29 protein-coding genes are annotated in these 23,978 nt (G+C 66.9%); 23 read left to right on the top strand and 6 right to left on the bottom strand.

Annotation, left to right across the window (positions count from 1 at the left end; all coding sequences use genetic code 11):
- Positions 1-63 precede the first annotated feature (63 nt).
- From O5K31_RS10395 to O5K31_RS10380, 4 genes are all read left to right on the top strand, one after another.
- Complete coding sequence (locus O5K31_RS10395; RefSeq protein WP_269713529.1) at positions 64-387, top strand: ArsR/SmtB family transcription factor; 324 nt, start codon at positions 64-66, stop codon at positions 385-387.
- On the top strand, positions 384-806 hold the full coding sequence (locus tag O5K31_RS10390) for an SRPBCC family protein (protein ID WP_269713528.1): 423 nt from the start codon (positions 384-386) through the stop codon (positions 804-806). The genes O5K31_RS10395 and O5K31_RS10390 overlap by 4 nt, the downstream gene beginning before the upstream one ends.
- 24 nt (positions 807-830) lie before the next feature.
- The gene (locus O5K31_RS10385) at positions 831-1,244 is read left to right on the top strand and encodes a DUF1801 domain-containing protein (RefSeq protein ID WP_269713527.1); all 414 of its coding nucleotides are present in this window, start codon (positions 831-833) and stop codon (positions 1,242-1,244) included.
- Positions 1,245-1,402: 158 nt separating this feature from the next.
- A complete protein-coding gene (locus tag O5K31_RS10380) occupies positions 1,403-3,784 on the top strand; it encodes a TonB-dependent receptor (protein ID WP_269713526.1) in 2,382 nt (793 codons plus the stop codon).
- Here O5K31_RS10380 and O5K31_RS10375 read toward each other — a convergent pair.
- Positions 3,762-4,556, bottom strand: coding sequence for an arginyltransferase (locus tag O5K31_RS10375; RefSeq protein WP_269713525.1), 795 nt, complete (start codon positions 4,554-4,556; stop codon positions 3,762-3,764). The genes O5K31_RS10380 and O5K31_RS10375 overlap by 23 nt on opposite strands.
- A 96-nt stretch (positions 4,557-4,652) precedes the next feature.
- Positions 4,653-5,561: a flagellar motor protein MotB gene (locus tag O5K31_RS10370; protein WP_269713524.1), complete on the bottom strand. Its 909-nt coding sequence runs from the start codon at positions 5,559-5,561 to the stop codon at positions 4,653-4,655.
- Between the two features lie 128 nt (positions 5,562-5,689).
- Here O5K31_RS10370 and O5K31_RS10365 point away from each other — a divergent pair, with 128 nt between their 5' ends.
- From O5K31_RS10365 to O5K31_RS10355, 3 genes are read left to right on the top strand one after another with little or no spacing between them, the layout of a single operon-like run.
- Positions 5,690-6,550, top strand: coding sequence for an NAD(P)-dependent oxidoreductase (locus O5K31_RS10365; protein ID WP_269713523.1), 861 nt, complete (start codon positions 5,690-5,692; stop codon positions 6,548-6,550).
- 9 nt (positions 6,551-6,559) lie between these two features.
- Positions 6,560-6,814, top strand: coding sequence for a hypothetical protein (locus tag O5K31_RS10360; RefSeq protein ID WP_269713522.1), 255 nt, complete (start codon positions 6,560-6,562; stop codon positions 6,812-6,814).
- A gap of 17 nt (positions 6,815-6,831) precedes the next feature.
- Positions 6,832-7,638, top strand: a complete 807-nt coding sequence (locus tag O5K31_RS10355) for an alpha/beta fold hydrolase (RefSeq protein WP_269713521.1) — start codon at positions 6,832-6,834, stop codon at positions 7,636-7,638.
- A 480-nt stretch (positions 7,639-8,118) separates the two neighbouring features.
- Here the strand turns inward: O5K31_RS10355 and O5K31_RS10350 are convergent, their stop codons facing one another.
- The 3 genes from O5K31_RS10350 to O5K31_RS10340 are packed head-to-tail and all read right to left on the bottom strand — an operon-like array spanning position 8,119 to position 9,982.
- The gene (locus O5K31_RS10350; RefSeq protein ID WP_269713520.1) at positions 8,119-8,511 is read right to left on the bottom strand and encodes an NUDIX hydrolase; all 393 of its coding nucleotides are present in this window, start codon (positions 8,509-8,511) and stop codon (positions 8,119-8,121) included.
- Positions 8,508-9,509 carry a porphobilinogen synthase gene (gene hemB, locus O5K31_RS10345; protein WP_269713519.1) on the bottom strand — a complete coding sequence of 334 codons (1,002 nt, stop codon included), beginning with the start codon at positions 9,507-9,509 and terminating at the stop codon, positions 8,508-8,510. The genes O5K31_RS10350 and hemB overlap by 4 nt, the downstream gene beginning before the upstream one ends.
- Entirely contained in the window at positions 9,506-9,982 is a 477-nt protein-coding gene (locus O5K31_RS10340; protein ID WP_269713518.1) for a hypothetical protein, read from the bottom strand. Before O5K31_RS10340 ends, hemB begins: the two co-directional genes overlap by 4 nt.
- A gap of 113 nt (positions 9,983-10,095) precedes the next feature.
- On the opposite strand from O5K31_RS10340, the gene O5K31_RS10335 reads away from it, so the two are divergent.
- The 6 genes from O5K31_RS10335 (at position 10,096) to hemA (ending at position 16,236) form a co-directional block, all read left to right on the top strand.
- Positions 10,096-11,241: an isobutyryl-CoA dehydrogenase gene (locus O5K31_RS10335; RefSeq protein WP_269713517.1), complete on the top strand. Its 1,146-nt coding sequence runs from the start codon at positions 10,096-10,098 to the stop codon at positions 11,239-11,241.
- A complete protein-coding gene (locus O5K31_RS10330) occupies positions 11,238-12,290 on the top strand; it encodes an enoyl-CoA hydratase/isomerase family protein (protein ID WP_269713516.1) in 1,053 nt (350 codons plus the stop codon). Before O5K31_RS10335 ends, O5K31_RS10330 begins: the two co-directional genes overlap by 4 nt.
- A gap of 64 nt (positions 12,291-12,354) precedes the next feature.
- Positions 12,355-13,149 (top strand): class I SAM-dependent methyltransferase, encoded by a 795-nt coding sequence (locus O5K31_RS10325; RefSeq protein WP_269713515.1) that lies wholly within the window; start codon positions 12,355-12,357, stop codon positions 13,147-13,149.
- 21 nt (positions 13,150-13,170) lie between these two features.
- Entirely contained in the window at positions 13,171-13,926 is a 756-nt protein-coding gene (locus tag O5K31_RS10320) for a class I SAM-dependent methyltransferase (RefSeq protein WP_269713514.1), read from the top strand.
- A 36-nt stretch (positions 13,927-13,962) separates the two neighbouring features.
- Positions 13,963-14,859, top strand: a complete 897-nt coding sequence (gene mmsB, locus O5K31_RS10315; protein ID WP_269713513.1) for a 3-hydroxyisobutyrate dehydrogenase — start codon at positions 13,963-13,965, stop codon at positions 14,857-14,859.
- Between the two features lie 150 nt (positions 14,860-15,009).
- Positions 15,010-16,236 carry a 5-aminolevulinate synthase gene (gene hemA / locus O5K31_RS10310; RefSeq protein WP_269717044.1) on the top strand — a complete coding sequence of 409 codons (1,227 nt, stop codon included), beginning with the start codon at positions 15,010-15,012 and terminating at the stop codon, positions 16,234-16,236.
- A gap of 61 nt (positions 16,237-16,297) precedes the next feature.
- Here the strand turns inward: hemA and O5K31_RS10305 are convergent, their stop codons facing one another.
- A complete protein-coding gene (locus tag O5K31_RS10305) occupies positions 16,298-16,735 on the bottom strand; it encodes a MucR family transcriptional regulator (RefSeq protein ID WP_269713512.1) in 438 nt (145 codons plus the stop codon).
- A 158-nt stretch (positions 16,736-16,893) separates the two neighbouring features.
- Between O5K31_RS10305 and glyA the strand changes: the two genes are divergently transcribed.
- The 10 genes from glyA to O5K31_RS10255 are packed head-to-tail and all read left to right on the top strand — an operon-like array spanning position 16,894 to position 23,796.
- Positions 16,894-18,165: a serine hydroxymethyltransferase gene (gene glyA, locus O5K31_RS10300; protein WP_269713511.1), complete on the top strand. Its 1,272-nt coding sequence runs from the start codon at positions 16,894-16,896 to the stop codon at positions 18,163-18,165.
- A gap of 32 nt (positions 18,166-18,197) precedes the next feature.
- Complete coding sequence (gene nrdR, locus O5K31_RS10295) at positions 18,198-18,665, top strand: transcriptional regulator NrdR (protein WP_269713510.1); 468 nt, start codon at positions 18,198-18,200, stop codon at positions 18,663-18,665.
- A 6-nt stretch (positions 18,666-18,671) separates the two neighbouring features.
- Positions 18,672-19,313: a RibD family protein gene (locus O5K31_RS10290; protein WP_332367283.1), complete on the top strand. Its 642-nt coding sequence runs from the start codon at positions 18,672-18,674 to the stop codon at positions 19,311-19,313.
- Entirely contained in the window at positions 19,314-19,904 is a 591-nt protein-coding gene (locus tag O5K31_RS10285; RefSeq protein ID WP_269713508.1) for a riboflavin synthase, read from the top strand. It begins immediately after the preceding gene.
- Positions 19,905-21,017: a 3,4-dihydroxy-2-butanone-4-phosphate synthase gene (gene ribB, locus O5K31_RS10280; RefSeq protein ID WP_269713507.1), complete on the top strand. Its 1,113-nt coding sequence runs from the start codon at positions 19,905-19,907 to the stop codon at positions 21,015-21,017.
- A 2-nt stretch (positions 21,018-21,019) separates the two neighbouring features.
- A complete protein-coding gene (locus O5K31_RS10275) occupies positions 21,020-21,487 on the top strand; it encodes a 6,7-dimethyl-8-ribityllumazine synthase (protein ID WP_269713506.1) in 468 nt (155 codons plus the stop codon).
- Complete coding sequence (gene nusB, locus O5K31_RS10270) at positions 21,484-21,939, top strand: transcription antitermination factor NusB (protein WP_269713505.1); 456 nt, start codon at positions 21,484-21,486, stop codon at positions 21,937-21,939. The genes O5K31_RS10275 and nusB overlap by 4 nt, the downstream gene beginning before the upstream one ends.
- A 22-nt stretch (positions 21,940-21,961) precedes the next feature.
- The gene (gene thiL, locus O5K31_RS10265; protein WP_332367257.1) at positions 21,962-22,918 is read left to right on the top strand and encodes a thiamine-phosphate kinase; all 957 of its coding nucleotides are present in this window, start codon (positions 21,962-21,964) and stop codon (positions 22,916-22,918) included.
- A 46-nt stretch (positions 22,919-22,964) separates the two neighbouring features.
- Positions 22,965-23,444 (top strand): hypothetical protein, encoded by a 480-nt coding sequence (locus O5K31_RS10260; protein ID WP_269713504.1) that lies wholly within the window; start codon positions 22,965-22,967, stop codon positions 23,442-23,444.
- Between the two features lie 58 nt (positions 23,445-23,502).
- Positions 23,503-23,796, top strand: a complete 294-nt coding sequence (locus O5K31_RS10255; RefSeq protein WP_269713503.1) for a hypothetical protein — start codon at positions 23,503-23,505, stop codon at positions 23,794-23,796.
- Positions 23,797-23,978: the final 182 nt, after the last annotated feature.

Below are 23,978 nucleotides of genomic sequence, written 5' to 3'. Positions count from 1 at the left end.
TTGCAAAACGCATAGCTCATTGGTTATGGGTTTAATCCATAGCCACTGAGTTATGCGTTTTCCATGTCAGCCGCCCAAGACGCCCTTTTTCGAACCCTCGCAGACCCGACCCGTCGGGCGATCTTCGAGCGTCTGTGCCGTGATGGGGAGCAGACGGTGGGGGCTCTGACGGCCCAAGCCGGGGTCTCGCAGCCGGCCGTCTCCAAACATCTGGGCGTCCTTAAGCAGGCCGGGCTGGTGCGCGATCGCCACGAGGGCCGGCAGACGCACTACAGCGCCCAACTCGAGGCTCTGGCCCCGCTGGTCGACTGGACCAGCGAGATGGCCAGCTTCTGGGAGCGCCGGTTCGACGGCCTCGAAGACCTTCTCAAAAGGATGGACCAATGACCGCAGCTGAAACGCGCTCCGTCGTCGTAGAGCGAGAGTTTCCTCATCCGCCGGAAAAACTTTGGCGCGCCCTGACCCAGCCCCACCTGATCGAGGAGTGGCTGATGAAGAACGACTTCGCGCCGACCCCTGGCCATCGCTTCAACCTGCGCGGCGATTGGGGCGGGGTCCTGGACTGCGAGGTCCTGGTGGTCGAGGCGAACCGGGCGCTGTCCTATAGCTGGAACTTCGCGCACGACGATCCGGCCTATGCACTGGAGAGCGTGGTCACCTTCACCCTGACCCCTACGGATGCGGGCACGCACCTGCGCATGGAACAGGTCGGTTTCCGGCCGGATCAGAAGCAGGCCTTCGGCGGCGCCCACGCCGGTTGGGGGCAATTCTTCGGCAAGCTGGAGCAATTGCTGGCGCGGGACTGAGGTTTGGCGAAGGGAGCGGACACCATGGCTGAGGACAAACCCAAGTTGCTTTCGGGCGGCAACCCACAGATCGCCAAGGGCTACGGCGACGCCCCGGTGCAGGCCTATATCGCCGCCATGCCTGGCTGGAAGAGCGAGGTTGGGGCTCGCCTCGACGCGCTGATCGAGCGCACGGTTCCGGGGGTGAGCAAGGCGGTCAAATGGAACTCGCCCCTGTACGGGATCGAGGGGCAGGGCTGGTTCCTGGGGGTCCATGTCTTCACCCGGTACATCAAGGTGGCCTTCTTCAAGGGCGCATCGCTGAACCCGCCGCCGCCGCAGACGTCCAAACAGCAGGACGTGCGCTACTTCCACATCCACGAGGACGACCCGATCGACGAGGTGCAATTCGCCGATTGGATCCGGCAGGCGAGCGCGCTGCCCGGCGAGCGGATGTGAGTTGTGGGGACATGAGCGAGGGGCTGGCCGAGGTGACAGCGCCCGCTCACCGTCGCTCTCAGAGAACCTCATTACCAGTTTAGTTTAATCCTATCGGTTAGATAGGAATAAGGAGGTTATGCCTTTCCCCAAGGGGCCTTGAGACGAGGGGATTGAGCATGAGTTCGGCTGAACGTAAGGGTTTGATCGGGAGCGCGGTTCTGGCCGCCCTGTTCTGCGGCGCCGCGCCGGCGGCTTTGGCGCAGGCGCCCAGCGCGTCGGTTGGTGAGGCTGTTCCGACGGCGGAGGTGGCGGGCGCCTCCCTCTCGGGGGTCGTAGTGACGGCCCGCCGCCGCGAAGAGCAGGCGCAGGACGTTCCGATCGCCCTGCAGGTGACCTCTGGCGAGCGCCTGGAGCAGACCCAGGTCAACACTATCACCCAGCTGACGCAGCTGGTTCCGACCTTGCAGGTGCTGTCGCCCAATCCGCGCAACACGGCGCTGACCATCCGGGGCCTGGGTGCGTCCTACGGCTTGGCCAATGACGGGCTGGAGCAGGGGGTCGGGGTCTATATCGACCAGGTCTATGTCTCGCGGCCCGCCATAGCGACGCTGGACTTCATCGACATACAGCAGGTGGAGGTCCTGCGCGGACCGCAGGGCACGCTGTTTGGCAAGAACACCACCGCGGGCGCCCTGAACGTCACCACCCTGAACGCCAGCAACACCTTCGAGGCGGCGATCGAGGGAAGCTACGGCAGCTACAACTTTCGCCAGGTGAAAGGCACGATCAGCGGGTCGATCATCAAGGACGTCCTGGCCGCGCGCATTTCGGCGGTCGGCACGTGGCGCGACGGCGACATCTACAACCCCGTTCAGAAGCTGGATCAGAACGCGCGCGACAGCCAAGGCTACCGCGCCCAGATCCTGTACACCCCGACCCCCAAGCTGACCGTGCGTCTGAATGGCGAATACGCCCAGCAGCAGCCGGAGTGCTGCACCCAGCTCTTCTATCGGGTCGGGACCACGCAGAAGCCGGCGAGCCAGCAGTTCCCGGCCCTGGCCGCCGGTCTAAACTATCGACCGGCCAGCACAGACATTCATGACCGCCTCGCGGATGTGAATGACCGAATCCAGGCGGACCAATGGGTCAGCGGGCTGTCGGCCATCGTCGATTACGACCTGGGCTGGGCCACCCTGACGTCCGTGACGGCGCACCGCGAGTGGGATTGGGAGCCGCGCAACGACCGCGACTACACCGCGCTGGATGTCACGCGGCGGTCGAACAACCCTTCGCACCAGAAGCAGGACAGCCAGGAGCTGCGGCTGGCATCCAACGGGACCAACCGCGTCGACTGGACGGTCGGCGTCTATTATTTCGACCAGAACGTCACCACCAACGGGATCACCGAATACGGCGCTGACGCAGCCTATTGGCTGTTGCCAGGGACCAACACGCCGTCCGCCCTGCTGGCCGGCTACACGGTGTTCAACGACTCAAGCATCGACACCACCAGCTATGCGGCCTTTGGCCAGCTGACCTGGAACGTCAGCGACCGCCTGCGGGTCACGCCCGGCATCAGGTACACGCACGAAGAGAAAGACGGCAGCTATGTCAGCACGGTGACCGGCGGCTTGGCCACCACGGACACCGTCCTGATCAACCGCCGCCTCGGCGTCGCACGGCCGCAGAACTATCAGGCCGAGACCAGCGACGGCTCCTTTTCGGGGCAGGTGGCGGTCTCCTACGACCTGACCGACACCGTCCACGCCTACGGGACATATTCGCGCGGCTACAAGTCGGGCGGGATCAACATGGCGGGCATTCCGACCACGGCCGCGGGGGCGCCATCGCTGGTCAACGCCGTGGTCGAGCCGGAGAAGGTCACCACCTACGAGGCGGGCCTCAAGACCGAGCTTTTCGACCGCTTCGTCACCGCCAATGCGGCGGTCTTCGCCACTAACGTCCGCGACTTCCAGGCGAACGTGGTGGACGCCGGCCCGGGGGCCTTGCGCGGCTATCTGGCGAATGTGGAGAAGGTGACGGTGCGGGGGGCGGAACTGGACCTCAGCACCCGGCCGATCAACGGCTTCAGCTTCTATAGCAACCTTGCCTACACGGACGGCGAGTACGACAGCTTCCTGAACGGCCCGTGCCCATTGGAGCGGGTGGGAACCTCCACGGCGGCGTGCGACCTGTCGGGCAAGGAGCTTCCCGGCGTTTCCAAATGGGCGGGATCGTTCGGGGGCGAGTACCGCCGCGAGCTGTCGATCGGACGCTTCAGCGGGGAGGCCTATGCCGGCGTCGACGCCAGCTTCCGCTCGGCCTACTTCGCCGACGCGACGGATTCCATCTACAGCCGCCTGCCGTCCTACCAGATCGTCAATCTGCGCGCGGGCTTCAAATCCGACGCCGGGTGGGAGGCGTTCGTCTCGGCCAAGAACGTGCTGGATGAGGAGTACATCCAGAACATCACCGTGGTGTCGGGCAACTCCGGCCTCGTCGTCGGGACGCCGGGCGACGACAGCACGGTGAGCTTCACGCTGCGGGCGCGGTACTAGTCGCGTCGGGCTCGGGTGGGCCGGCTTCGCGGTCGCGGGCGCTCATCAGGGCCCAGCCGCCCGGCTTGAGGATTTCCAGCGGCGAGAAGCGGGCCTTGTAGGCCATCTTCTCGCTGCCCGGGACCCAGTAGCCCAGATAGACGTAGGGCAGGCCGGTCAGGCAGGCCTGGATCATGTGGTCGAGGATGACGAAGCTGCCCAGGCTGCGCTTGGGGAGGGTCGGCTCGTAGAAGCTGTAGACCAGCGACAGGCCGTCAGCGAGCACATCCACCAGCACGCAGGCGATCAGGTCGCCGGGGCCGCGGTCCTGCGACTTGCGGCGGTACTCGATCATGTGGGTGCGGACGGCGGTGTCCTCGACCATGGCGACGTAGTCGGGCCAGGTCATGTCGGCCATGCCGCCCTCGGCGTGGCGGGCGTTGAGGTAGCGGCGGAGCAGGTCGAACTGCTCCATGGTCGCCTCGGCCTCGACCAGATGGCGTTCCAGGTCCTCGTTGCGGGACAGAACCTTCCGCTCGGAGCGGGAGAAGACGTACTCTTTGGCCGAGGCGCGGGCCGAGACGCAGGCGCGGCATGATTCGCAGGCGGGCCTGTAGGCGATGTTCTGTGAGCGGCGGAAACCGACCTGGGTCAGGCCGTCGTTCACGGTCGGCCCGTCGGTCAGGGGAAGGTGAGCGAACACCTTGCGTTCCTGGCGGCCGGGCAGGTACGGGCACGGGCTTGGCGCCGTCAGGAAGAACCGAAGCTGTCGCGTCGGAAAATGTTGCGTCACGTCCTATTGGCGCTCTCTACGCCCCAGCCCTAAGCGGATTAGGGGGCATCTTGCGGCGGCGCGCAAGATGCCGGGTTTGTCGCACCTGAACGTTGTTTAGAACGCATTGTCCGGCGGCAGGACGGGCTTGTCGCGCAACAGGACGATGGAGATGCGGCGGTTGCCGGCCAGGGTGGGATCGTCCGGGTAGAGCGGGTCGGAATTGGCCTTGCCCGAGACCTGATAGATTCGGTCGGCGTCCACGCCCGCGCTCTGCAGAATCTGGCGGGCGGCGTTGGCGCGATTAGCTGACAGGGGCCAGTCGGCGTCGGACTGGCGGCCGGCGGCGTTGGCGCTGGTGTGGCCGGAGATGGTCAGGCGGTTGGGCAGCTGGTTGACGATCTTGGCGATGGCGCGCAGCAGCAGGCGAGCGCGTTCGTTGGGCTGGGCCGCGTTCTCCTTGAACATCGAGCGGCCTTCCTGATCGACCAGCTGAATGCGCATGCCCTCAGGCGTCTGGTCGATGAAGATCTGCTTCGACAGCTCAGCCAGCTCCGGCATGTCCTGCAGCGCCTGGCGCAGGGACTGGGCGGCGGAGGCGAAGCTGTCGTTCTCCTTCTTCATCAGGGCCTGGCGCAGGGCGTCTTCGGTGGCGTTGTCGAGGGCCGCGCCGGTCTTAGCGCTCTGGCCCTGTTCTACGGCGTCCGGCGGAGCCTGGGGGGCGGTGGCCTCGACGAGGGCCTGGCTGCCGCGGGCCTGATCGCCTTCCTCACCCAGGGCGGTGCCGCCCAGGATGCCGCCCGAGCCGCTGGTCGAATCGGTGACGGCGGCGGGGGCGAAATAGTCGGCGATGCCCTGGCGCTGCTCCTCGGTGGTCGAGGACAGCAGCCACATCAGCAGGAAGAACGCCATCATGGCGGTCACGAAGTCGGCGTAGGCGACCTTCCAGGCGCCGCCATGGTGCCCATGGTCGCCGCCCTTCTTGATCTTCTTGATGATGATCGGAGCGTCGTTGCCGATCGCCATTGGGCGCGTCCTTAACCTTGATAAGGTCTTCAGCATGACGCCCGCCCGTTAAGATGGGGTTGCCGCCAAGCGCTGCTGGGCCTAACCGCAGGCGTCCCGTGGTTCGGGCGCGGTTCAGGAGCGTGCGCATGAAAGTCGCCTTCATCGGTCTTGGGGTCATGGGCTTTCCCATGGCGGGGTATCTGGCCAAGGCCGGGCACGAGGTGGCGGTGTTCAACCGCAGCCCGGAAAAGGCCCAGCGTTGGGTCGAAGCCCATGGCGGCGCGGCCGGATCGACCATCGGCGAGGCCGCGGCGGGGGCCGAGATCGTCTTCCTGTGCGTGGGCAATGACGACGACGTCCGGGGCGTCGTCCCCCAGGCGCTGGAGACCATGGCCCAGGGCGGGATCATCGCCGACCACACCACCACCAGCGCTAAGCTCGCCCGCGAGATGGGCGAGTTGTGCGCCAAGGCGGGTGCGAGTTTTGTCGATGCGCCGGTGTCGGGCGGGCAGGCGGGGGCCGAGAACGGGCAGCTGACCATCATGGTCGGGGCCGACAAGGCCGCCTTCGACCGCGCTCAGCCCGTCATGGACTCTTACGCCAAGGCGATCACCCACATGGGCGAGACGGGCGCGGGTCAATTGACCAAGATGTGCAACCAGATCGCCATCGCCGGCGTGGTGCAGGGGGTCGCCGAGGCGCTGCACTTCGCCACTCAGGCCGGGCTCGACACCGAGCTGGTGCTGGCCGCCATCTCCAAGGGCTCGGCCCAGAGCTGGCAGATGGAGAACCGCTGGCCGACCATGGCCAAGGACAAGTTCGACTTCGGCTTCGCCGTGGACTGGATGCGCAAGGACCTGGGCATCGCCCTGGACGAGGCGCGGACCAACGGCGCGCGGCTGGAGGGCACGGCCCTGATCGACCAGTTCTACGCCGAGGTGCAGGCCATGGGCGGACGCCGCTGGGACACGTCCAGCCTGGTGGCCCGATTGAATAAGAAGAAGTAGGGGGAAGCTATGAAATTCAAGACCTTGTGCCTGGCTGCTGCGGCGGCCTTGAGCCTCGCCACGGGCGCTTTGGCGCAGACCAACTGGCCGGTGAAGGAAGGCGATTTCGTCGCCAAGAACTTCAAGTTCGTCTCGGGCGAGAGCCTGCCCGAGCTGCGCCTGCACTACACCACCCTGGGCGAGCCCAAGCGGGACGCGGCGGGCAAGATCACCAATGCGGTGATGGTGCTGCACGGCACGGGCGGGACCGGAAAGCAGTTCTGAGCCCGCAGTTTTCCGAGGTGCTGTTCAAGCCGGGCGGCGTGCTCGATCCGGCCAAGTACTACATCATCATGCCCGACAACATCGGCCACGGGAAAAGCTCCAAGCCGAGCGATGGACTGAAGGCCAAGTTCCCGCACTACGACTATGACGACATGGTCGCCGCGCAGCACCAATTGCTGACCAAGGGCCTGGGCGTGGACCGGCTGCGCCTGCTGTTCGGCACTTCGATGGGGTGCATGCACGGGTTCGTGTGGGCCGAAACGCATCCGACCTTCGCCCAGGCGATGATGCCCATGGCGTGCCTGCCGACCGAGATCGCCGGGCGCAACCGCCTGTGGCGCAAGATGGTCGTCGATGGGATCAAGTCCGACCCGGCGTGGCAGGGCGGGGACTACACCGCCCAGCCGCAGCAGGGCGTGCGCATCGCCGCCAACTTCCTGATCCTGGCCGGGTCCTCGACCATTCCGATGCAGAAGGCCCTGCCGACGCGGGCGGCCGTGGATACGTTCGTGGAGGCGGATGTGGCGCGCCGCATGGCGGGGATCGACGCCAACGACTTCCTGTACCAGGTGGAGTCGTCGCGAAACTACAATCCGTGGCCCAAGCTGGAGACGATCAAGGTCCCGATGACCTGGATCAATTCGGCCGACGATTTCATCAACCCGCCGGAACTGGGCCTGGACGTCGAGGCGGCCAAGCGCCTGCCGACCGCCAAGTACATCCTGCTGCCCGCCGACGGCACGACCAAGGGCCACGGCACCCACACCTGGGCGGCCCTGTGGGAGGGCGAGATGAAGGCCCTGCTGGAGCGGACCGAGAAGTAGGGGCGTAACCGAAGTCTCCTGGAGACCAGATCGCGGCCCTTGGAGACGGGGGCCGCGATTTTTGGTTGGGGGTTTGCATCTGATCGCCAGCCATTGTCGGCCCTTGGTCCGGGCCGGGGATAGTTTCGCGGTGGCGGCGGCCGTTCGCCTCTCCCCACGTGTGGGGAGAGGGTAGGGTGAGGGGATAGCTGAGGTTCCGGCGGCAGGTGGTGTGCCGGTTGAAGCGCTGTAGCCCCCTCACCCTGACCCTCTCCCCCGAAGACGGGGGAGAGGCGAAAGTGTCTCCGATGTCTCCACAAAGGGGTCGGGAGTCGCGAGAGTATTGGTATCGAGAGTCCCCACGCACAGAGCCCCTCACAGGGTCTTCCTCGCCCTTGTGGCGAGGATCCCTATGTCGGCTGGCGTTGAGCGCGATCGAATAGCGCCACGCGCGCCGCTGGCAGGGACCCTCGCCACAAGGGCGAGGGAGGCGGTTTAAAGTTAGAGAGCCCGCACCGCCGGCAGGACCTGTTCGGTCAGCAACCGGGCGAGGCGGCGTTCCCCGGGCGCGGCCACGTCCAGCCAGAGCGCTTCTTCAATCTCGGCCTGGGCGGTGGGTTGGCCATCCAGGCGGGCGAGATAGACGACCGCGCGGACCGTCGTGTCGTGCTCGTTGGCGGCGGGGGCTTCGAAGACGCCGAGCAGGACGGGGTCGACGATCCCGCAGGCCAGTTCCTCGCGGATTTCGCGGGCCAGAGCCGTCAGGTCGTCTTCGCCGGGTTCGCGCTTGCCGCCGGGTTTCATGAAGATCCGCGAGCCCCGCTTGCGGACCACAAGCCAGCGGCCGTCATCGTCGCGGATGACGGCGGTGACGATCTCGATGAGCTGGCTCACGCGCCCAGGAGGCGGGCGGCCGTGGGCGCGAAGTAGGTGATGGTTCCGGCGCAGCCGGCGCGCTTGAAGGCGCCAAGCGTCTCCATCATGGCGCGCTCTTCGTCGATCCAGCCGTTGGCGGCGGCGGCCTTGATCTGGGCGTACTCGCCGCTGACCTGGAAAGCGAAGGTGGGCATGGAGAAGGTCTCGACCAGACGACGGCAGATGTCGAGGTAGGGCAGGCCCGGCTTGACCATGATCATGTCGGCGCCCTCGGCGATGTCGAGGGCGACCTCGCGGATGGCTTCCTCGGTGTTGGCCGGGTCCATCTGGTAGGTCTTCTTGTCGCCCTGACCCGCCGAGAGTTTGGCCGAGCCGATGGCGTCCCGGTACGGGCCGTAGAAGGCCGAGGCGTACTTGGCGGCGTAGGACATGATCATCACGTCCTGGTGGCTAGCCCCTTCCAGCGCCGTGCGCAGGGCGCCGATGCGGCCGTCCATCATGTCGGAGGGGGCCAGGATGTCGGCGCCGGCGGCGGCCTGCATCAGGCCCTGTTCGACGAGGCGTTCGATGGTCGGGTCGTTGAGGATCTTGCCGCCCTCGACCACGCCGTCGTGGCCGTGGTCGGTAAAGGGATCGAGGGCGACGTCGCACATGATGCCGACCTCGGGCGCGGCGTCCTTCATGGCCTTGACCGCGCGGGGGATGACGCCGTCCGGGTCGCTGGCGATGGAGCCGGCGGCGTCCTTACGGGCGCCGTCGATATGCGGAAAGATGGCGATGGCGGGGATGCCAAGCTCGCGCGCCTGGACGGCGGCCTTGGCGGCCTCGGCCACCGACAGGCGCTCTACGCCGGGCATGGAGGCGACCGGGATACGGCCCTCGCCCTCATGCACCACCATGGACCAGATCAGGTCGGAGGGGGTCAGCACGGTCTCGCGGACCAGACGCCGGACCCAGTCGGCCTGACGCAGGCGGCGGAGACGAAGGGCGGGGTAGGCGGCGAGGTTGGCGGTCATGCCGCTGTGTTGCCGATGCTCCGCTGGCTGGCAAGTCGAATGAAGCCGAACGCGGGTGCGCAAAGCAGCCACAGGGTGCTGAGCAAAGCGAAGATCAGGGCGGCCACGGTCAGGACGATCACCGGCGCCTCGAACCGCACGTCGTGGAAGTCCACGTCGATCACGTCCCAGGCGCTCCAGTCGCCGCGGACGCCGAACTCGATGATGTCGCCGATGCCGGCGATCACGGCGCCCAGGCCGCAGGCGGCCGACGCGATGGACAGGGCCAAGGCGATCCAGAAGATGCGAATCTGGAAGTTGTGGTGGGTGCCGATCTCGGCCCGCACATGGCCGCGCTGGGCATAGGCGATGACCACGGCGATCAGGGCCGGGATGCCCGCGAAGAAGATCGCCGAGAACAGCAGGGCGTAGGTCACGAGGGCCAGATTGCGGTCCACGTCGGATCGCGGGGCCTCTACGGGGGCGTCGGTCATCGGTTGGTTGGTCCCGGCTGGTTCAATCGCAGCGAGATTGACAGGCCGCGCGCGTCGCGTCACCTCCTCGTCCAAATAAAGCGGAGGCGGGTTCATGCCTCCGACAAGGGAAAATGCGCATGGACTTCACGCTGACAGACGATCAACGGGCCATCTGGGACGCCGCCAGCGCCTTTGCGCGCGAAGAGCTTGCCCCGCACTCTGCGCATTGGGACGAGACCAAGCACTTTCCAGTGGACGTGATCCGCCAGGCGGCCTCGCTGGGTTTCGCCGGCATCTATGTGCGCGAGGACGTGGGCGGCTCGGCCCTGGGCCGGCTGGACGCGAGCCTGATCTTCGAGGCCCTGTCCTATGGCGACGTGCCGACGGCGGCGTTCATCTCAATCCACAACATGGCGTCGTGGATGATCGACCGGTTCGGGTCCGAGGAACTGCGCCAGAAATACCTGCCGCGCCTGACGACCATGGAGTTGATCGCCAGCTATTGCCTGACCGAGCCGGGTTCGGGTTCGGACGCGGCGTCGATGCGCACCTCGGCCAAGCTGAGCGGCGACCACTATGTGCTGAACGGCTCCAAGGCGTTCATCAGCGGCGCGGGCGTGTCGGACGTCTATGTGGTCATGGCCCGCACCGGCGGCGACGGTCCCAAGGGCGTGTCGGCCTTCGTGGTGGAGAAGGGCTGGGAAGGCCTGACCTTCGGCGCCAATGAAAAGAAGATGGGCTGGAACGCCCAGCCGACGGCGCAGGTGAACTTCGACAACGTTCAGGTGCCGGTGGAGAACCGCATCGGGGCGGAGGGCGACGGCTTCCGCTTCGCCATGATGGGGCTGGACGGTGGGCGCCTGAACATCGCGTCCTGCTCACTGGGCGGAGCCGGCTTCGCGCTCGACACCGCCAAGGCCTACATGGAGACGCGCAACCAGTTCGGCAAAGCGCTGAAGGAGTTTCAGGCCCTGCAGTTCAAGATCGCCGACATGGCGACCGAGCTGGAGGCCGCGCGCCTGATGGTCCGTCGGGGCGCCGACGCCCTCGATAAGAAGGACCCGCAAGCCACCAAGCTGTGCGCCATGGCCAAGCGGTTCGCCACGGACGCCGGGTTCTCGGTGGCCAATGACGCCCTGCAACTGCACGGCGGCTATGGCTATCTGCAGGACTATCCGCTGGAGCGGATCGTGCGTGATCTGCGGGTTCACCAGATCCTGGAAGGCACCAACGAGATCATGCGGGTGATCATCAGCCGTGAGATGTTCCGGCAATGAGTGCTGAACCCGAAGTCATCACCCGCATCGAGGGCAAGGTCGGGCGGATCACCCTGAACCGACCCAAGGCGCTGCACGCCCTGAACCTTGGCATGTGCGAGGCGATGATCGCGGCGCTGCAGGCCTGGCGGAACGATCCGGCGGTGGCGCTGGTGATGATCGACCATGCCGGCGAGCGCGGGTTCTGCGCCGGCGGCGACATCCGGATACTGGCCGAGAGCGGGGCCAAGGACGGGGTGGAGGCCATGGCCTTCTTCCACACCGAGTACCGGCTGAACCACCTGCTGTTCACCTATGAAAAGCCCGTGGTCGCGGTGATGGACGGGATCGTCATGGGCGGGGGCGTGGGCCTCGCCATGCCCTGCGCCTATCGCATCGCCACGGAGCGGACGACCTTCGCCATGCCGGAGACGGGCATCGGCCTGTTCCCGGATGTCGGCGGAGGCTGGTTCCTGCCGCGGCTGCCCGGGAAGACCGGCTTTTGGCTGGCCCTGACCGGCGCGCGGATCAAGGCGGCGGACTGCCTGATCCTGGGGATCGCCACCGACTATGTGCACGCGGCGGACCTGGAGACCCTCAAGAGCGCGATCATCGCCGATCCGGCCGACATCGAGGGACTGCTGGCGCAGATCGACGCCGATCCGGGGCATGCGCCCCTGGCCGATAATCTGGCGGCGCTGTCTGAGACCTTCACCATGACCTCGGTGGAGGGGATCGTGGCGGCGCTGGAGGCGCATGGCTCCGACTGGGCCGGGGCGCAGCTGGAGACGCTTCGCACCAAGTCGCCGCAGACGCTCAAAGTCGCCTTCCGTCAGTTGAGGCGGGGCGGGGCGATGGATGACTTCGCCGAGAACATGGCCATGGAGTACGCCATCGGCGCCCGCGTGGTGCGGCGGCACGACTTCATCGAGGGCGTTCGGGCGGTGATCGTCGACAAGGACAACGCGCCCAAGTGGAACCCTGATCGCCTTGGTGCGGTCACAGAGTCGATGCTGGACGAAATCTTCGCCCCGTTGCCGCCAGACCAGGCGTGGACCCCGCTGACGTAGCGCCACTGCTGGAGTAGTCTGGTCGGCAAAACGAGAAACGACCGGTTCGAAGGGATATTCGCCTATGCGTAAGCCGCTGCTCAGCCTCGCCGCCGCTCTTCTGGTGACGGCCTGCGCCACAACCGCCGCTCCGCCTGCCGCGCCCGGCGGCCGTCCGGCCCCCGGCGCCGGCGATCCTTTCATGCGCGCCCTAAACGATCCCAAGCGGCCCGAGGCCGATGTGGCCCGCGACGACGACCGCAAGCCGGCCGAGGTGTTGGCGTTCGGCGGGGTGCGTCCGGGCGCCAAGGTCGCCGACCTGATCCCCGGCAACGGCTATTACACCCGCATCCTGTCGCGGGCGGTGGGGCCGACCGGCAAGGTCTATACCTATGTGCCGGACGAACTGACCAAGCTGGCCAATCGCAAGCCGGCCGTGGCGGGGATCGCCGACGATCCGGCCTATGGCAATGTGGAGATGGTGCTGAACACCCTGCCCAATTTCGGCGCGCCCGAGAAGCTGGACCTGGTGCTGTCGGCGGGGACCTATCACTACCACTACACGCGCCTGTTGGGCTCGCCGAACGTGGTGGCGATCAACCGCAAGATCTACGAGTCGCTCAAGCCTGGCGGCGTGTTCCTGGTGGTCGAGGCCATGGCCCCAGCGGGGACGGCGGCGCAAGGCGCGGAGAACCTGAACCGCATCGATCCGGCGACCGTGCGGGCCGACGTGACCAAGGCCGGGTTCGTGTTTGAAGGCGAGAGCCCGGTGCTGCGCACCACGGCCGACACCTATCGCACTAACGCCCTGGCGGCGGACGCGGGTCGGGTGGATCAGTTCGTCTACAAGTTCCGCAAGCCGCGCACCGCGGCCCGGTAAAGACCCGAAAAGGGGACAGTCATGCGTCGTCGTTCGATCCTCGTGGCCGTAGCGGCGGCCTTGCTGTCCTCCGGCGCGGCTCACGCGCAGCCTGACCATATCGCCAGGGCCCTGGCCGATCCGGCGCGGCCGGCGGCGGATAGGCTGCGAGACGCCGACCGCAAGCCTGCCGAGCAACTGGCCTGGGCTGGGGTGAAGGCGGGGGACAAGGTCGGCGAGTACATGCCTGGCGCGGGCTATTTCACCCGCATCCTGTCCAAGACCGTGGGGCCGAGCGGCAAGGTCTATGCCTATGTGCCGTCCGAGATCGTCAAGATCGCGCCCAAGTACCTGACCGACGGGCAGGCTATCGCCGCCGATCCGGCCTTTGCGGGGAACGTGGTGGTGTCGTCCGACACCAACGGCAATTTCGGCGCGCCGGAGCCGCTGGACGTGGTCTGGACGGCGCAGAACTATCACGACCTGCACGGCAAGTTCGCCCCACCGGGGACGGCGACAGCGTTCAACGCGGCGGTGTTCAAGGCGCTGAAGCCCGGCGGGACCTATATCGTCATCGATCATTCGGCCTTGCCGTCGTCGGGGCTGAAGGGCGCGGCCGAGCAGCACCGGATCGCCAAGTCCGCCGCCATCGAGGAAGTCAAGCTGGCGGGTTTCGTGCTGGAGAGCGAGAGCGCCGTCCTGGCCAACGCCAACGACCCGCTGACGGCCAGCGTTTTCGATCCTTCCATTCGCGGGAAGACCGATCAGTTCGCGCTGAAGTTCAAAAAGCCGCGCTAAGCGGCGAATTATAAAACAAAATCCACAGGGAGTGAGTTGATGCGTATCGCGTTCATCGGCCTGGGCGCCATGGGCGGCGGCATGGCCGCCAATCAGGCCAAGGCCGGGCACGAGGTGGCGGCGTTTGATCTGTCGGAGGCCGCCGTCGCCCGGGCCGTGGAGGCCGGCTGCCGGGCCGCGGGCTCAGCGGCCGAGGCGGTGGCCGACGCGGATGTTGTGATCACCATGCTGCCGGCTGGTCCGCATGTGCGGTCGGTCTATGCCGACACCATCATCGGCAAGGCACCCAAAACGGCGCTGCTGATCGACTGTTCGACCATCGACGTCGAGAGCGCCCGCGCCGTGGCCGAGCAGGCGAGGGGGGCGGGCTATCGCGTGGCCGACGCGCCGGTCAGCGGCGGGATCATGGCGGCGGACGCCGGGACCCTGGCCTTCATGGTCGGCTGCGAGGACGCGGTGTTCGCCGAGGTCGAGGCGGCGCTCAAGCCCATGGCGCGGGTGGTGATCCACGCCGGCTCGGCCGGGGCGGGGCAGGCGGCCAAGATCTGCAACAACATGCTGCTGGGCATCTCGATGCTGGGGACGTGCGAGGCGTTCGCCCTGGCCGAGAAGCTGGGCCTGGCGGCGGACCGGTTCTTCGAGGTGGCGAGCCAGTCGTCGGGCAACTGCTGGTCGGTCAGCAACTACTGCCCCGTGCCCGGGGTCGGGCCGCAGACGCCGGCCGATCGCGGCTATGAGGGCGGGTTCGCCACGGCCATGATGCTCAAAGACCTGAAGCTGGCGCAGGACGCCGCCGCAAAGGCGGGCGGGACCACGCCGCTGGGCGCACAGGCTGAGGCCCTGTATGCGCTGTTCGACACACAAGGTTACGGCAGGAAGGACTTCTCGGCTGTGTTGCAGATGCTGCGCGGGCGACTGTCCGAGCTCAGTTGAGAACCGCTCGCGAAGTCCGCGACATTTTTGCGTTCATTGGCGAATAACCGCCTCGGTTTTGTGGACAAATCTACAAACCACATGCGAAAAGCCGCGCCATATTGAGAGGGATCAATGAATCCCCCGCTGGCATCGCCGAGCAACGTCGTCATGGATTACAAAGCCGCGTTCAAGAACGCCGTCGAACAGGTCCGCTCCGAGGGCCGCTATCGGGTCTTCGCCGACTTGAAGCGCCATCAGGGCCATTTCCCGCGCGCCACCTGGACGCGCCCGGACGGCTCCGAGCAGGACGTCGTGGTCTGGTGCTCGAACGACTATCTCGGCCAGGGCCAGAACCCCGTCGTCATGAACGCCATGCACGAGGCGATCGACGCCCATGGTTCGGGCTCGGGCGGCACGCGCAACATCTCGGGCACCACGCACCAGCATGTCGAGCTGGAGCTGGAATTGGCCGACCTGCACCAAAAGGAATCGGCGCTGGTCTTCACCTCGGGCTACGTGGCCAACGAGGCGGCGCTGTCGAGCCTGCAGAAGATCCTGCCGGGGCTGATCATCTATTCGGACGCCCTGAACCACGCCTCGATGATCGCCGGCATCCGCAACGGCGGCTGTGAGCGCCATGTGTTCCGTCACAATGATCTTGAGCACCTGGAAGAGCTGCTGGCCGCCGCGCCGGCGGATCGGCCCAAGCTGATCGCCTTCGAGAGTGTCTATTCGATGGACGGCGACATCGCCGACATCGCCGGGACCATCGCCCTGGCCAAGAAGTACGGCGCCCTGACCTATCTGGACGAAGTCCATGCCGTGGGCATGTACGGCGATCGCGGCGCCGGCGTGGCCGAGCGCGACGGCGTCATGGACCAGATCGACATCGTCGAGGGCACCCTGGGCAAGGCGTTTGGGGTCATGGGCGGCTATATCGCCGGCGACGCCGACATGATCGACGCCGTGCGCCTGTATGCGGCGGGTTTCATCTTCACCACCTCGCTGCCGCCGGCCCTGATGGCGGGCGCCGCGGCCAGCGTGCGGTATCTGAAGGAACACAACGAGCTGCGCATCGCTCACCAGGAGCGCGCCGCGACCCTGAAGAAGATGATGGCGGACGCCGGCCTGCCGGTCTTGCCGTCGGTCAGCCACATCGTGCCGGTGCTGGTGGGCGATCCCGTCCACTGCAAGATGATCTCGGACATGCTGCTGTCGGATCATGGCATCTATGTGCAGCCGATCAACTATCCGACCGTGCCGCGCGGCACCGAGCGCCTGCGCTTCACGCCGTCTCCGGCCCATACCGACGCCATGATGCGCGATCTGGTGCGGGCGATGGAAAAGCTGTGGGCCCACTGCAACGTGGCCCGCATGGGCGGCTACGCGGCGTAACCGCGTCGAGCTCCAGATAGTAGAATGGCCGGGGTGACCCGGCCATTTTCGTCTCTGATATCTACTTGCGTCGCCGTACGCCGCGGCCGAGGCCGATCTGCTTGGCGAAATCGGAGCGGCGCGCCGCATAGGCCGGAGCGACCATCGGATAGTCCGGAGGCAGGCCCCACTTGCGGCGGTAGTCGTCGGGGCTGAGGTCGTAGCGCGAACGCAGGTAGCGCTTGAGCATCTTCAGGCGCTTACCGTCCTCGAGGCAGACGATATAGTCGTTGTGGATCGAGCGTGAAATCGGCACGGCCGGTTTCTGCTTCTCGGCGGGGGGCGGGGGCGCGGCCTCGCCCAGGCTGGCCAGCGTGGTGTGGACAGATCGGATAAGGTCGGGCAGCGACGCCGCCGCCACGGCATTCTGGCCAACATACGCGGCCACGATGTCAGCGCTGAGCGACAGGATATCCTGTTCGGACAGATCGCCGTTTTGGTTATCGTCCAAAGACGCCATCAGCTGAAGTCCCCCTTCATACGCCACAGGTCCGGAAAAGCAGCGAACGTGCTGATCCGGGTCGAGGCCTAACGCAGCGCTTGGCGATAGGTTCCGATTGATCGGCGCGGGGGGAAGTTTAAAGAGGGGGCGCCCGCCGCAGCCGCAAGGAATCCCCCATGAGCGCCTTCTTCTCCGCCGATCTCGCATCAACCGACCGCGCCATCTTCGATCGCATCGGTCAGGAGCTGAAGCGCCAGCAGAATCAGATCGAACTGATCGCGTCGGAGAACATCGTCAGCCGCGCGGTCCTGGAGGCCCAGGGCTCGATCCTGACGAACAAGTACGCCGAGGGTTATCCGGGCAAGCGCTACTACGGCGGCTGCGAATTCGTCGACGAGATCGAGACCCTGGCCATCGAGCGCGCCAAGGAGATTTTCGGCGCGGCGTTCGCCAACGTGCAGCCCCATTCAGGTTCGCAGGCCAACCAGGCGGTGTTCATGTCGCTGCTGCAGCCGGGCGACACCTTCCTGGGCATGGATCTGGCGGCGGGCGGGCACCTGACGCACGGCAGCCCGGCCAACCAGTCGGGCAAGTGGTTCAAGCCGGTGTCCTACACCGTGCGCACCCAGGACCAGCAGATCGACTACGACACGGTCGCCGAGATCGCCGCCAAGGAAAAGCCCAAGCTGATCATCGCCGGCGGCAGCGCCTATAGCCGCATCATCGACTTCGCCAAGTTCCGCGAGATCGCTGACAGCGTCGGCGCCTATCTGATGGTGGACATGGCGCACTTCGCGGGTCTGGTGGCCGGCGGCGTCTATCCCAACCCCGTGCCGCACGCTGACGTGGTGACCACCACGACGCACAAGACCCTGCGCGGACCGCGCGGCGGCATGTTGCTGACCAACAACGAGACCATCGCCAAGAAGATCAACTCGGCGGTGTTCCCGGGCCTGCAGGGCGGGCCGCTGGAGCATGTGATCGCCGCCAAGGCCGTGGCGTTCGGCGAGGCGTTGAAGCCGGAATTCAAGACCTACGCCAAGCAGGTGGTGGACAACGCCCGCGCCCTGGCCGACGCGCTGCAGGCCGGCGGGGTCAACATCGTCTCGGGCGGCACCGACAGCCACCTGATGCTGGTCGATCTGCGTCCCAAGGGCGTCAACGGCCGCGACACCGAGCACAGCCTGGAGCGGGCCAACATCACCACCAACAAGAACGGCGTGCCGTTCGACACCGCGCCCTTCACCATCACCTCGGGCATCCGCGTCGGCACGCCGGCGGGCACGACCCGAGGCTTTGGCGTGGCCGAGTTCCGCCAGGTGGGTCAGTTGATCGCCGAGGTGGTCGAGGGCCTGGCCAAGAACGGCGCCGAGGGCAACGGTGCGGTCGAGGACAAGGTCCGCGCTGAAGTCTTGGCCTTGACGGCGCGGTTCCCCATCTACGCTTAATAGCGTCTCATAGGGTCGAGAGGGGCCACATCATGCGTTGCCCGTTCTGCGGCCACATGGAAAGCCAGGTGAAGGACAGCCGCCCGTCGGAAGACGGGGCGGCGATCCGTCGGCGTCGTCTGTGCCCCGAATGTGGCGGCCGGTTCACGACCTTCGAGCGGGTGCAGCTGCGTGAGCTGATCATCGTCAAGCGTTCGGGCCGCCGCGCCCCGTTCGATCGCGACAAGCTGATGCGCTCGCTGTCCATCGCCCTTCGCAAGCGTCCGGTCGATCCGGAGCGAGTGGAGCGGATGGTCAACGGGATCGTGCGCCAGCTGGAAAGCATGGGCGAGACCGAGCTGCAGTCGCAGGTCGTCGGCGAGATGGTCATGAAGGGGCTCAAAAGCCTCGATGACGTGGCCTATGTCCGTTACGCGTCGGTGTATCGCGACTTCCGCGACGGCGAGGATTTCGCCAAGTTCCTTGGTGAGGAAGGCCTCAACGAGGGCGACGAGGCCTGATTGGCCATGTTCGTGACCCTGAAGCTGGCGACCTCCCTCGACGGGCGGATCGCGACCGCGTCGGGCGAGAGCCGGTGGATCACCGGCCCGGCGGCGCGGGAGACGGTTCATCGCCTGCGCTCGCGGCATGACGCGGTGCTGATCGGGGTCGAGACGGCGCTGGCCGACGATCCCGAGCTGACCGTCCGCACGCCGGGCTATGAGGGCAGGCAGCCGTCGCGCATCGTGCTGGATAGCCGTCAGCGGATATCGCAGACCTGCAAGCTGGTGGCGACGGCCCGCGACATTCCCACATACGTGCTGACCACCGAGCCGGCGCAGTCTCGCTTGACTGACGCAGGGGTGCGGGTGCTGCAAATCCCGGCGACGGGCGAGCGGGTCGATCTGCCGGCGGCGTTGCAGACGCTGGCCGGGCAGGGGATCGGCAAGCTGTTCGTCGAAGGCGGCGGGCAGGTGGCGTCGAGCTTCCTGCGCTGCGGCCTGGTCGATGTGATGGAGTGGTTCCGGGCGCCGGTGGTGCTGGGCGGCGAGGGCCGGCCTGGCGTCGGGGCCCTGGCGGTCGAGGCGCTGAGCGATGCGCCAAGGTTCAAACGGGTCGCGGCCGCAACGCTGGGCGACGACCTTTGGGAGCGGTACGAGAGACTCTAGATGTTCACCGGGATCGTCACCGACATTGGCCGCGTGCGCGCCGTTCGCGACACCGACCGCGACCGCCGCTACGAGATCGAGACCGCCTTCGACCTGTCGACGGTGGATATCGGCGCGTCCATCGCCCATGCCGGCTGCTGCCTGACGGTGGTGGAGAAGGGCGCGGGCTGGTTCGCGGTCGAGGTTTCGGGCGAGACGCTGTCCAAGACCACCCTGGACACATGGAGCGAGGGCTCGCGCGTCAATCTGGAGCGCGCCGCAAGGCTGGGCGACGAGATGGGCGGGCATGTGGTGTCCGGCCATGTCGACGGGGTCGGCGAGATCCTGAGCATCGAGGCGGTGGGCGGTTCGCACCACATCCGGGTGCGCGCGCCGCGCCCGCTGCATCGCTATATCGCGCCGAAAGGCTCCATCGCCGTGGAGGGCGTGTCCCTGACGGTCAACGACGTGGAGGACGACATCTTCCACCTGAACATCATCCCGCACACCTTCGAGGTGACCACCCTGGGCGCGCTGAAGGCGGGCGATCGGGTGAACCTGGAGATCGACATGCTGGCCCGCTACCTCGCGCGCTGGCAGGAGACGGCTTAAATGAGTTCCGACACCCCCATCTCGTCCATCGAGGACATCATCGAGGACGCCCGCAACGGGCGGCCCTACATCCTGGTCGACGCCGAGGATCGCGAGAACGAGGGGGATGTGATCATCCCCGCCCAGTTCGCGACCCCTGACCAGATCAACTTCATGGCCAAGTACGCGCGGGGCCTGATCTGCCTGTCGATCACCGGCGAGCGGGCGCGGCAGCTGCGCCTGCCGCCGATGGCGCATCAGAACGAGAGCGGCCACGGCACGGCCTTCACCATCTCCATCGAGGCGCGGGAGGGGGTGACCACGGGCATTTCGGCCCATGATCGCGCCCATACCATCGCCGTGGCGGTGGATCCGACCAAGGCGGCGGACGACATCGTCTCGCCCGGGCACGTGTTTCCGCTGGTGGCCAAGGAGGGCGGGGTGCTGGTCCGCACCGGCCACACCGAGGCGTCGGTGGACATCTCGCGCCTGGCGGGTCTGAACCCGGCGGCGGTGATCTGCGAGGTGATGAACGACGACGGGACCATGGCGCGACTGCCGGACCTGATCGCCTTCGCTCAGCTGCATGGCCTGAAGATCGGGACCATCGCCGACCTGATCGCCTATCGCCGGCGCACCGAGCGCTGTGTGGAGCGGGTGGTCGAGACGCCGTTCGAGAGCGTCTATGGCGGGCACTTCCGCATGGTCGTGTACCGCAACTCCATCGACCGCACCGAGCACGTGGCCCTGGTGAAAGGCCGGATCGAGGGCGACGTCCCGACCCTGGTGCGGATGCACCAGGTGGACTTCGCCGCCGACATGCTGGGCCATGTGGACGCGCGGCGTGACTATGTCCCCAACGCCTTGCGGGCCCTGGGCGCGCATGATGGAGCAGGGGTGGCGGTGTTTATCCGCGATCCCAACCCGTCGTGGATGTCCGAGCGTTATGGGGCCCCCGCCGAGGGGCTCTATCAAACGAACGCCTTGCGCGACTATGGAGTCGGGGCGCAAATCCTGCTGGACCTTGGTGTGCGGGAAATGGTCTTGCTCACCTCGAGTCAGTTCAAACCGGCGGCGCTCGAAGGATACGGCCTGAAGATCGTCGGCCGAGCGCCGATACCGACCGAGGAATAGTTATGCTGGAAGACAAGATCCGGGTTCTGATCGTCGAGGGGCGGTTCTATTCCGGCATCTCCGATGAGTTGCTGCGCGGCGCGACCAACGCCATCGAGGCGTATGGCGCGGAGTATGACGTGGTCTCGGTGCCGGGCGCCCTGGAGATCCCGGCGGTCATCGCCATGGCCGAAGAGGGCGGCAACCGTCCGGTCGGTCAGCGCTATGACGGCTATGTGGCCCTGGGCTGTGTGATCCGCGGCGAGACCTATCACTTCGACATCGTGTGCAACGAGTCGGCCCGGGCCCTGATGGACCTGGCGGTGGGCAAGCGTCTGGCCATCGGCAACGGCATTCTGACCGTCGAGGACGAAGATCAGGCCTGGACCCGCGCGCGAGTGTCGGAAGCCGACAAGGGCGGCGGCGCGGCAAAGGCCTGCCTCGAAATGATCGCCATGAAGCAGCGCCTGCTGGGCGGGGCCGCCCGATGAGCGCGACGCCCCCTCGCCAGGCCCGCTCGGTGGCGCGTCTGGCCGCCGTTCAGGCGCTGTACCAGATGGAGACCGCGGGAGCCGGGGTCGAAGCCGTGGTCCGCGAATTCTCCGAGCATCGTTTCGACCGCGACCTGACCGAGGATGCGCAACTGGCCGGCGCCGACGAGGCTTTCTTCGGCGAGCTTGTGCGCGGCGTTGTGGGCCAGCAATCGGCGATCGACAAGGCCATCACCGGGCGTCTGGCCTCCAATTGGCGGCTGGAGCGGGTGGACGCCACCCTGCGGGCCATCCTGCGGGCGGGGGCCTTTGAGCTGATCAACCGGCCCGATGTGCCGGTCGAGGTGGCCATCGACGAGTATGTGGACATCGCCAAGTCGTTCTTCGACGGCCCGGAGTCCGGCTTCGTCAACGGCGCCCTGGACGGCATCGCCAAGGACGCCAGGGCTTAAGGCACACTCGGAAAGGGCCGTGATGGCCGACGAGTTCGAGACCATCGCAAGGCTTCTGCGCCCGCTGACGCGTGGCGCGCCGGAGGCGCTCGATCTACTGGACGACGCGGCGGTGCTGCCGTCGCGGCCGGGGTTCGATCTGATCCTGACCAAGGACGCGCTGGTCGAGGGGGTGCATTTCCTGTCGACCGATCCGCTAGATGTGGTCGCTCGCAAGCTGCTGCGCACCAACCTCTCCGACCTGGCCGCCAAGGGCGCGGAGCCCTTCGGCTATCTGCTGGCGACGGCCTGGCGGGCGAGCGACGGCTGGGCCGAGCGCGAGGCGTTCGCCAAGGGACTGGCCTTGGACGGAGCGGCGTTCGACCTGCGGCTGCTGGGCGGGGACACGGTATCGACGACCGGGCCGCTGGTGGTCAGCGCGACCCTGCTGGGCTGGGTTCCGACCGGCGGCATGGTGCGGCGAGACGGGGCGAAAGCCGGCGATCTGATCGTGGTGACCGGGACGATCGGCGACGGCTGGTTGGGCTTGCAGGGGGCGACGGGAGCTCTGCCCGATCCTGATGGAGCCCTGACGACGCGATACCGCCTGCCGACGCCACGCCTGAGCCTGCGCGAGGCGCTGGCGCATGCGCACGCCTCGGCCGATGTATCGGATGGCCTGATCGCGGACGTGGGTCATGTGGCGCGGACCAGCGGCCTGCGGGCGACGGTCGATCTGGAGACGGTCCCGCTGTCGTTCGCCGCCGCCGTCTGGGCGGAGGGGCGGGCGGAGCGCCTGGCCACCCTGGCCACCGGCGGCGACGACTATGAGATTGTCTGTGCGGTGGCGCCCGAGAGGTTTGACGCCTTCGCGGCCGCGGCGGGCATGCCGGTGACGGTCGTCGGGCGGTTCGAGACCGGGGACGGGGTCGAGGCTCGCTTCCAAGGCCAGACGCTCGCCCTGGATCGCGCCGGCTGGCGGCATGGGTCGCAAGACTAACGAAACCCTCTGTGGGTTAAGCGTGGGGCGAACCTTGGGGACGTCAATGCGCAGACGTAGTTTCATCGCCGGCCTTGCCTTGTCCGCCGTTGCGGGCGCGGCGCAGGCACGCTCGTCACCCAAATCGTCCGGCGCCAAGTCCTCAGGCGGCGAAGAAGAGGACAAGGGCAAGAACGGTCCGTGGGTAGACCTGGCCGCCGTGGCCTTGCCCATCGTGGTCGACGGTAAGCTGGTGAACTACGTGTTTGTCCGGCTGCGCGTCGATCTTATCGAGGGATCCGACTACGGCGTGTTGAAGACCAAAGAGCCGATGTTGCGCGACGCGGTGATCCGCGCCTCGTACCGCACGCCCTTCGGCAAGAAGGGCGACGTGCAGGAGATCGACGAGGCGCGCCTGAAGGCGGCGGTGCGTCAGGCGGCGATTCAGGTGCTGGGCGCCAAGGCCACGGGCGCGGTGACCATCATCAGCAGCAAGCCGCGCCGATACCTGAAAGCCGCCGCGACCAAGACCGCCGACGCCCACTGACGGAACGCGATAGGGTCCAACCCGTTGAGGTCGCCAGACCCCACGGGAGGAATGGACTATGGCGACTGAACGAGTGACCGAGACTGAAGACGGCGTGGTGCGCGAGCGCGTGGTTGAGCGGGGCGGCGGCACGACCGTCATCGAACGTCGCGGCGGCGGCATGGGCACCGCGCTGCTGGCCATCGCGGTGATCGCGGTGGTGGCCCTGGCTGGCTACTTCCTGGTCAACCAGAACCGCCGCGAGAACGCCGAGACCGCGGCCATCGGCCAGGTGGCCGATTCCGCTTCGGGCGCGGCCAAGAGCGTCGGCAACGCCGCCGATGCGGCTGCGGACGCCGTCCGCAAGGACTAACACCCCAAAGGACGCAACCGCTCAGCGCGGTTGCGCACCCCTTGCTTATTTGCAAACGTCCTGAAGTCGAGCGCTGTTCGCGCTCGGCTTTAGGGTTGCGTGGGGTGACAGGCCTTAAGGCCGGAGCGTTCGCCGACACCTTTCGGCGCCCGCGCCCCGCGTGAGGAAACGCACGAAGGGGC

The organism is Caulobacter sp. NIBR2454 (assembly GCF_027474405.1).
In the GTDB taxonomy this organism is placed as follows: Bacteria; Pseudomonadota; Alphaproteobacteria; order Caulobacterales; family Caulobacteraceae; genus Caulobacter.
Note: the sequence above shows the minus strand (reverse complement) of the source record. Positions and strands in the feature narration are given on the sequence as shown.

Bases quoted from the DNA above. Each gene is read 5' to 3' on its own strand.
- O5K31_RS10395 (WP_269713529.1), top strand. From the start codon at position 64: ATGTCAGCCGCCCAAGACGCCCTTTTTCGAACCCTCGCAGACCCGACC.
- O5K31_RS10390 (WP_269713528.1), top strand. From the start codon at position 384: ATGACCGCAGCTGAAACGCGCTCCGTCGTCGTAGAGCGAGAGTTTCCT.
- O5K31_RS10385 (WP_269713527.1), top strand. From the start codon at position 831: ATGGCTGAGGACAAACCCAAGTTGCTTTCGGGCGGCAACCCACAGATC.
- O5K31_RS10380 (WP_269713526.1), top strand. From the start codon at position 1,403: ATGAGTTCGGCTGAACGTAAGGGTTTGATCGGGAGCGCGGTTCTGGCC.
- O5K31_RS10370 (WP_269713524.1), bottom strand. From the start codon at position 5,561: ATGGCGATCGGCAACGACGCTCCGATCATCATCAAGAAGATCAAGAAG.
- O5K31_RS10365 (WP_269713523.1), top strand. From the start codon at position 5,690: ATGAAAGTCGCCTTCATCGGTCTTGGGGTCATGGGCTTTCCCATGGCG.
- O5K31_RS10360 (WP_269713522.1), top strand. From the start codon at position 6,560: ATGAAATTCAAGACCTTGTGCCTGGCTGCTGCGGCGGCCTTGAGCCTC.
- hemB (WP_269713519.1), bottom strand. From the start codon at position 9,509: ATGACCGCCAACCTCGCCGCCTACCCCGCCCTTCGTCTCCGCCGCCTG.
- O5K31_RS10340 (WP_269713518.1), bottom strand. From the start codon at position 9,982: ATGACCGACGCCCCCGTAGAGGCCCCGCGATCCGACGTGGACCGCAAT.
- O5K31_RS10335 (WP_269713517.1), top strand. From the start codon at position 10,096: ATGCGCATGGACTTCACGCTGACAGACGATCAACGGGCCATCTGGGAC.
- O5K31_RS10330 (WP_269713516.1), top strand. From the start codon at position 11,238: ATGAGTGCTGAACCCGAAGTCATCACCCGCATCGAGGGCAAGGTCGGG.
- O5K31_RS10325 (WP_269713515.1), top strand. From the start codon at position 12,355: ATGCGTAAGCCGCTGCTCAGCCTCGCCGCCGCTCTTCTGGTGACGGCC.
- O5K31_RS10320 (WP_269713514.1), top strand. From the start codon at position 13,171: ATGCGTCGTCGTTCGATCCTCGTGGCCGTAGCGGCGGCCTTGCTGTCC.
- hemA (WP_269717044.1), top strand. From the start codon at position 15,010: ATGGATTACAAAGCCGCGTTCAAGAACGCCGTCGAACAGGTCCGCTCC.
- O5K31_RS10305 (WP_269713512.1), bottom strand. From the start codon at position 16,735: ATGGCGTCTTTGGACGATAACCAAAACGGCGATCTGTCCGAACAGGAT.
- glyA (WP_269713511.1), top strand. From the start codon at position 16,894: ATGAGCGCCTTCTTCTCCGCCGATCTCGCATCAACCGACCGCGCCATC.
- nrdR (WP_269713510.1), top strand. From the start codon at position 18,198: ATGCGTTGCCCGTTCTGCGGCCACATGGAAAGCCAGGTGAAGGACAGC.
- O5K31_RS10290 (WP_332367283.1), top strand. From the start codon at position 18,672: ATGTTCGTGACCCTGAAGCTGGCGACCTCCCTCGACGGGCGGATCGCG.
- O5K31_RS10285 (WP_269713508.1), top strand. From the start codon at position 19,314: ATGTTCACCGGGATCGTCACCGACATTGGCCGCGTGCGCGCCGTTCGC.
- ribB (WP_269713507.1), top strand. From the start codon at position 19,905: ATGAGTTCCGACACCCCCATCTCGTCCATCGAGGACATCATCGAGGAC.
- O5K31_RS10275 (WP_269713506.1), top strand. From the start codon at position 21,020: ATGCTGGAAGACAAGATCCGGGTTCTGATCGTCGAGGGGCGGTTCTAT.
- nusB (WP_269713505.1), top strand. From the start codon at position 21,484: ATGAGCGCGACGCCCCCTCGCCAGGCCCGCTCGGTGGCGCGTCTGGCC.
- thiL (WP_332367257.1), top strand. From the start codon at position 21,962: ATGGCCGACGAGTTCGAGACCATCGCAAGGCTTCTGCGCCCGCTGACG.
- O5K31_RS10260 (WP_269713504.1), top strand. From the start codon at position 22,965: ATGCGCAGACGTAGTTTCATCGCCGGCCTTGCCTTGTCCGCCGTTGCG.
- O5K31_RS10255 (WP_269713503.1), top strand. From the start codon at position 23,503: ATGGCGACTGAACGAGTGACCGAGACTGAAGACGGCGTGGTGCGCGAG.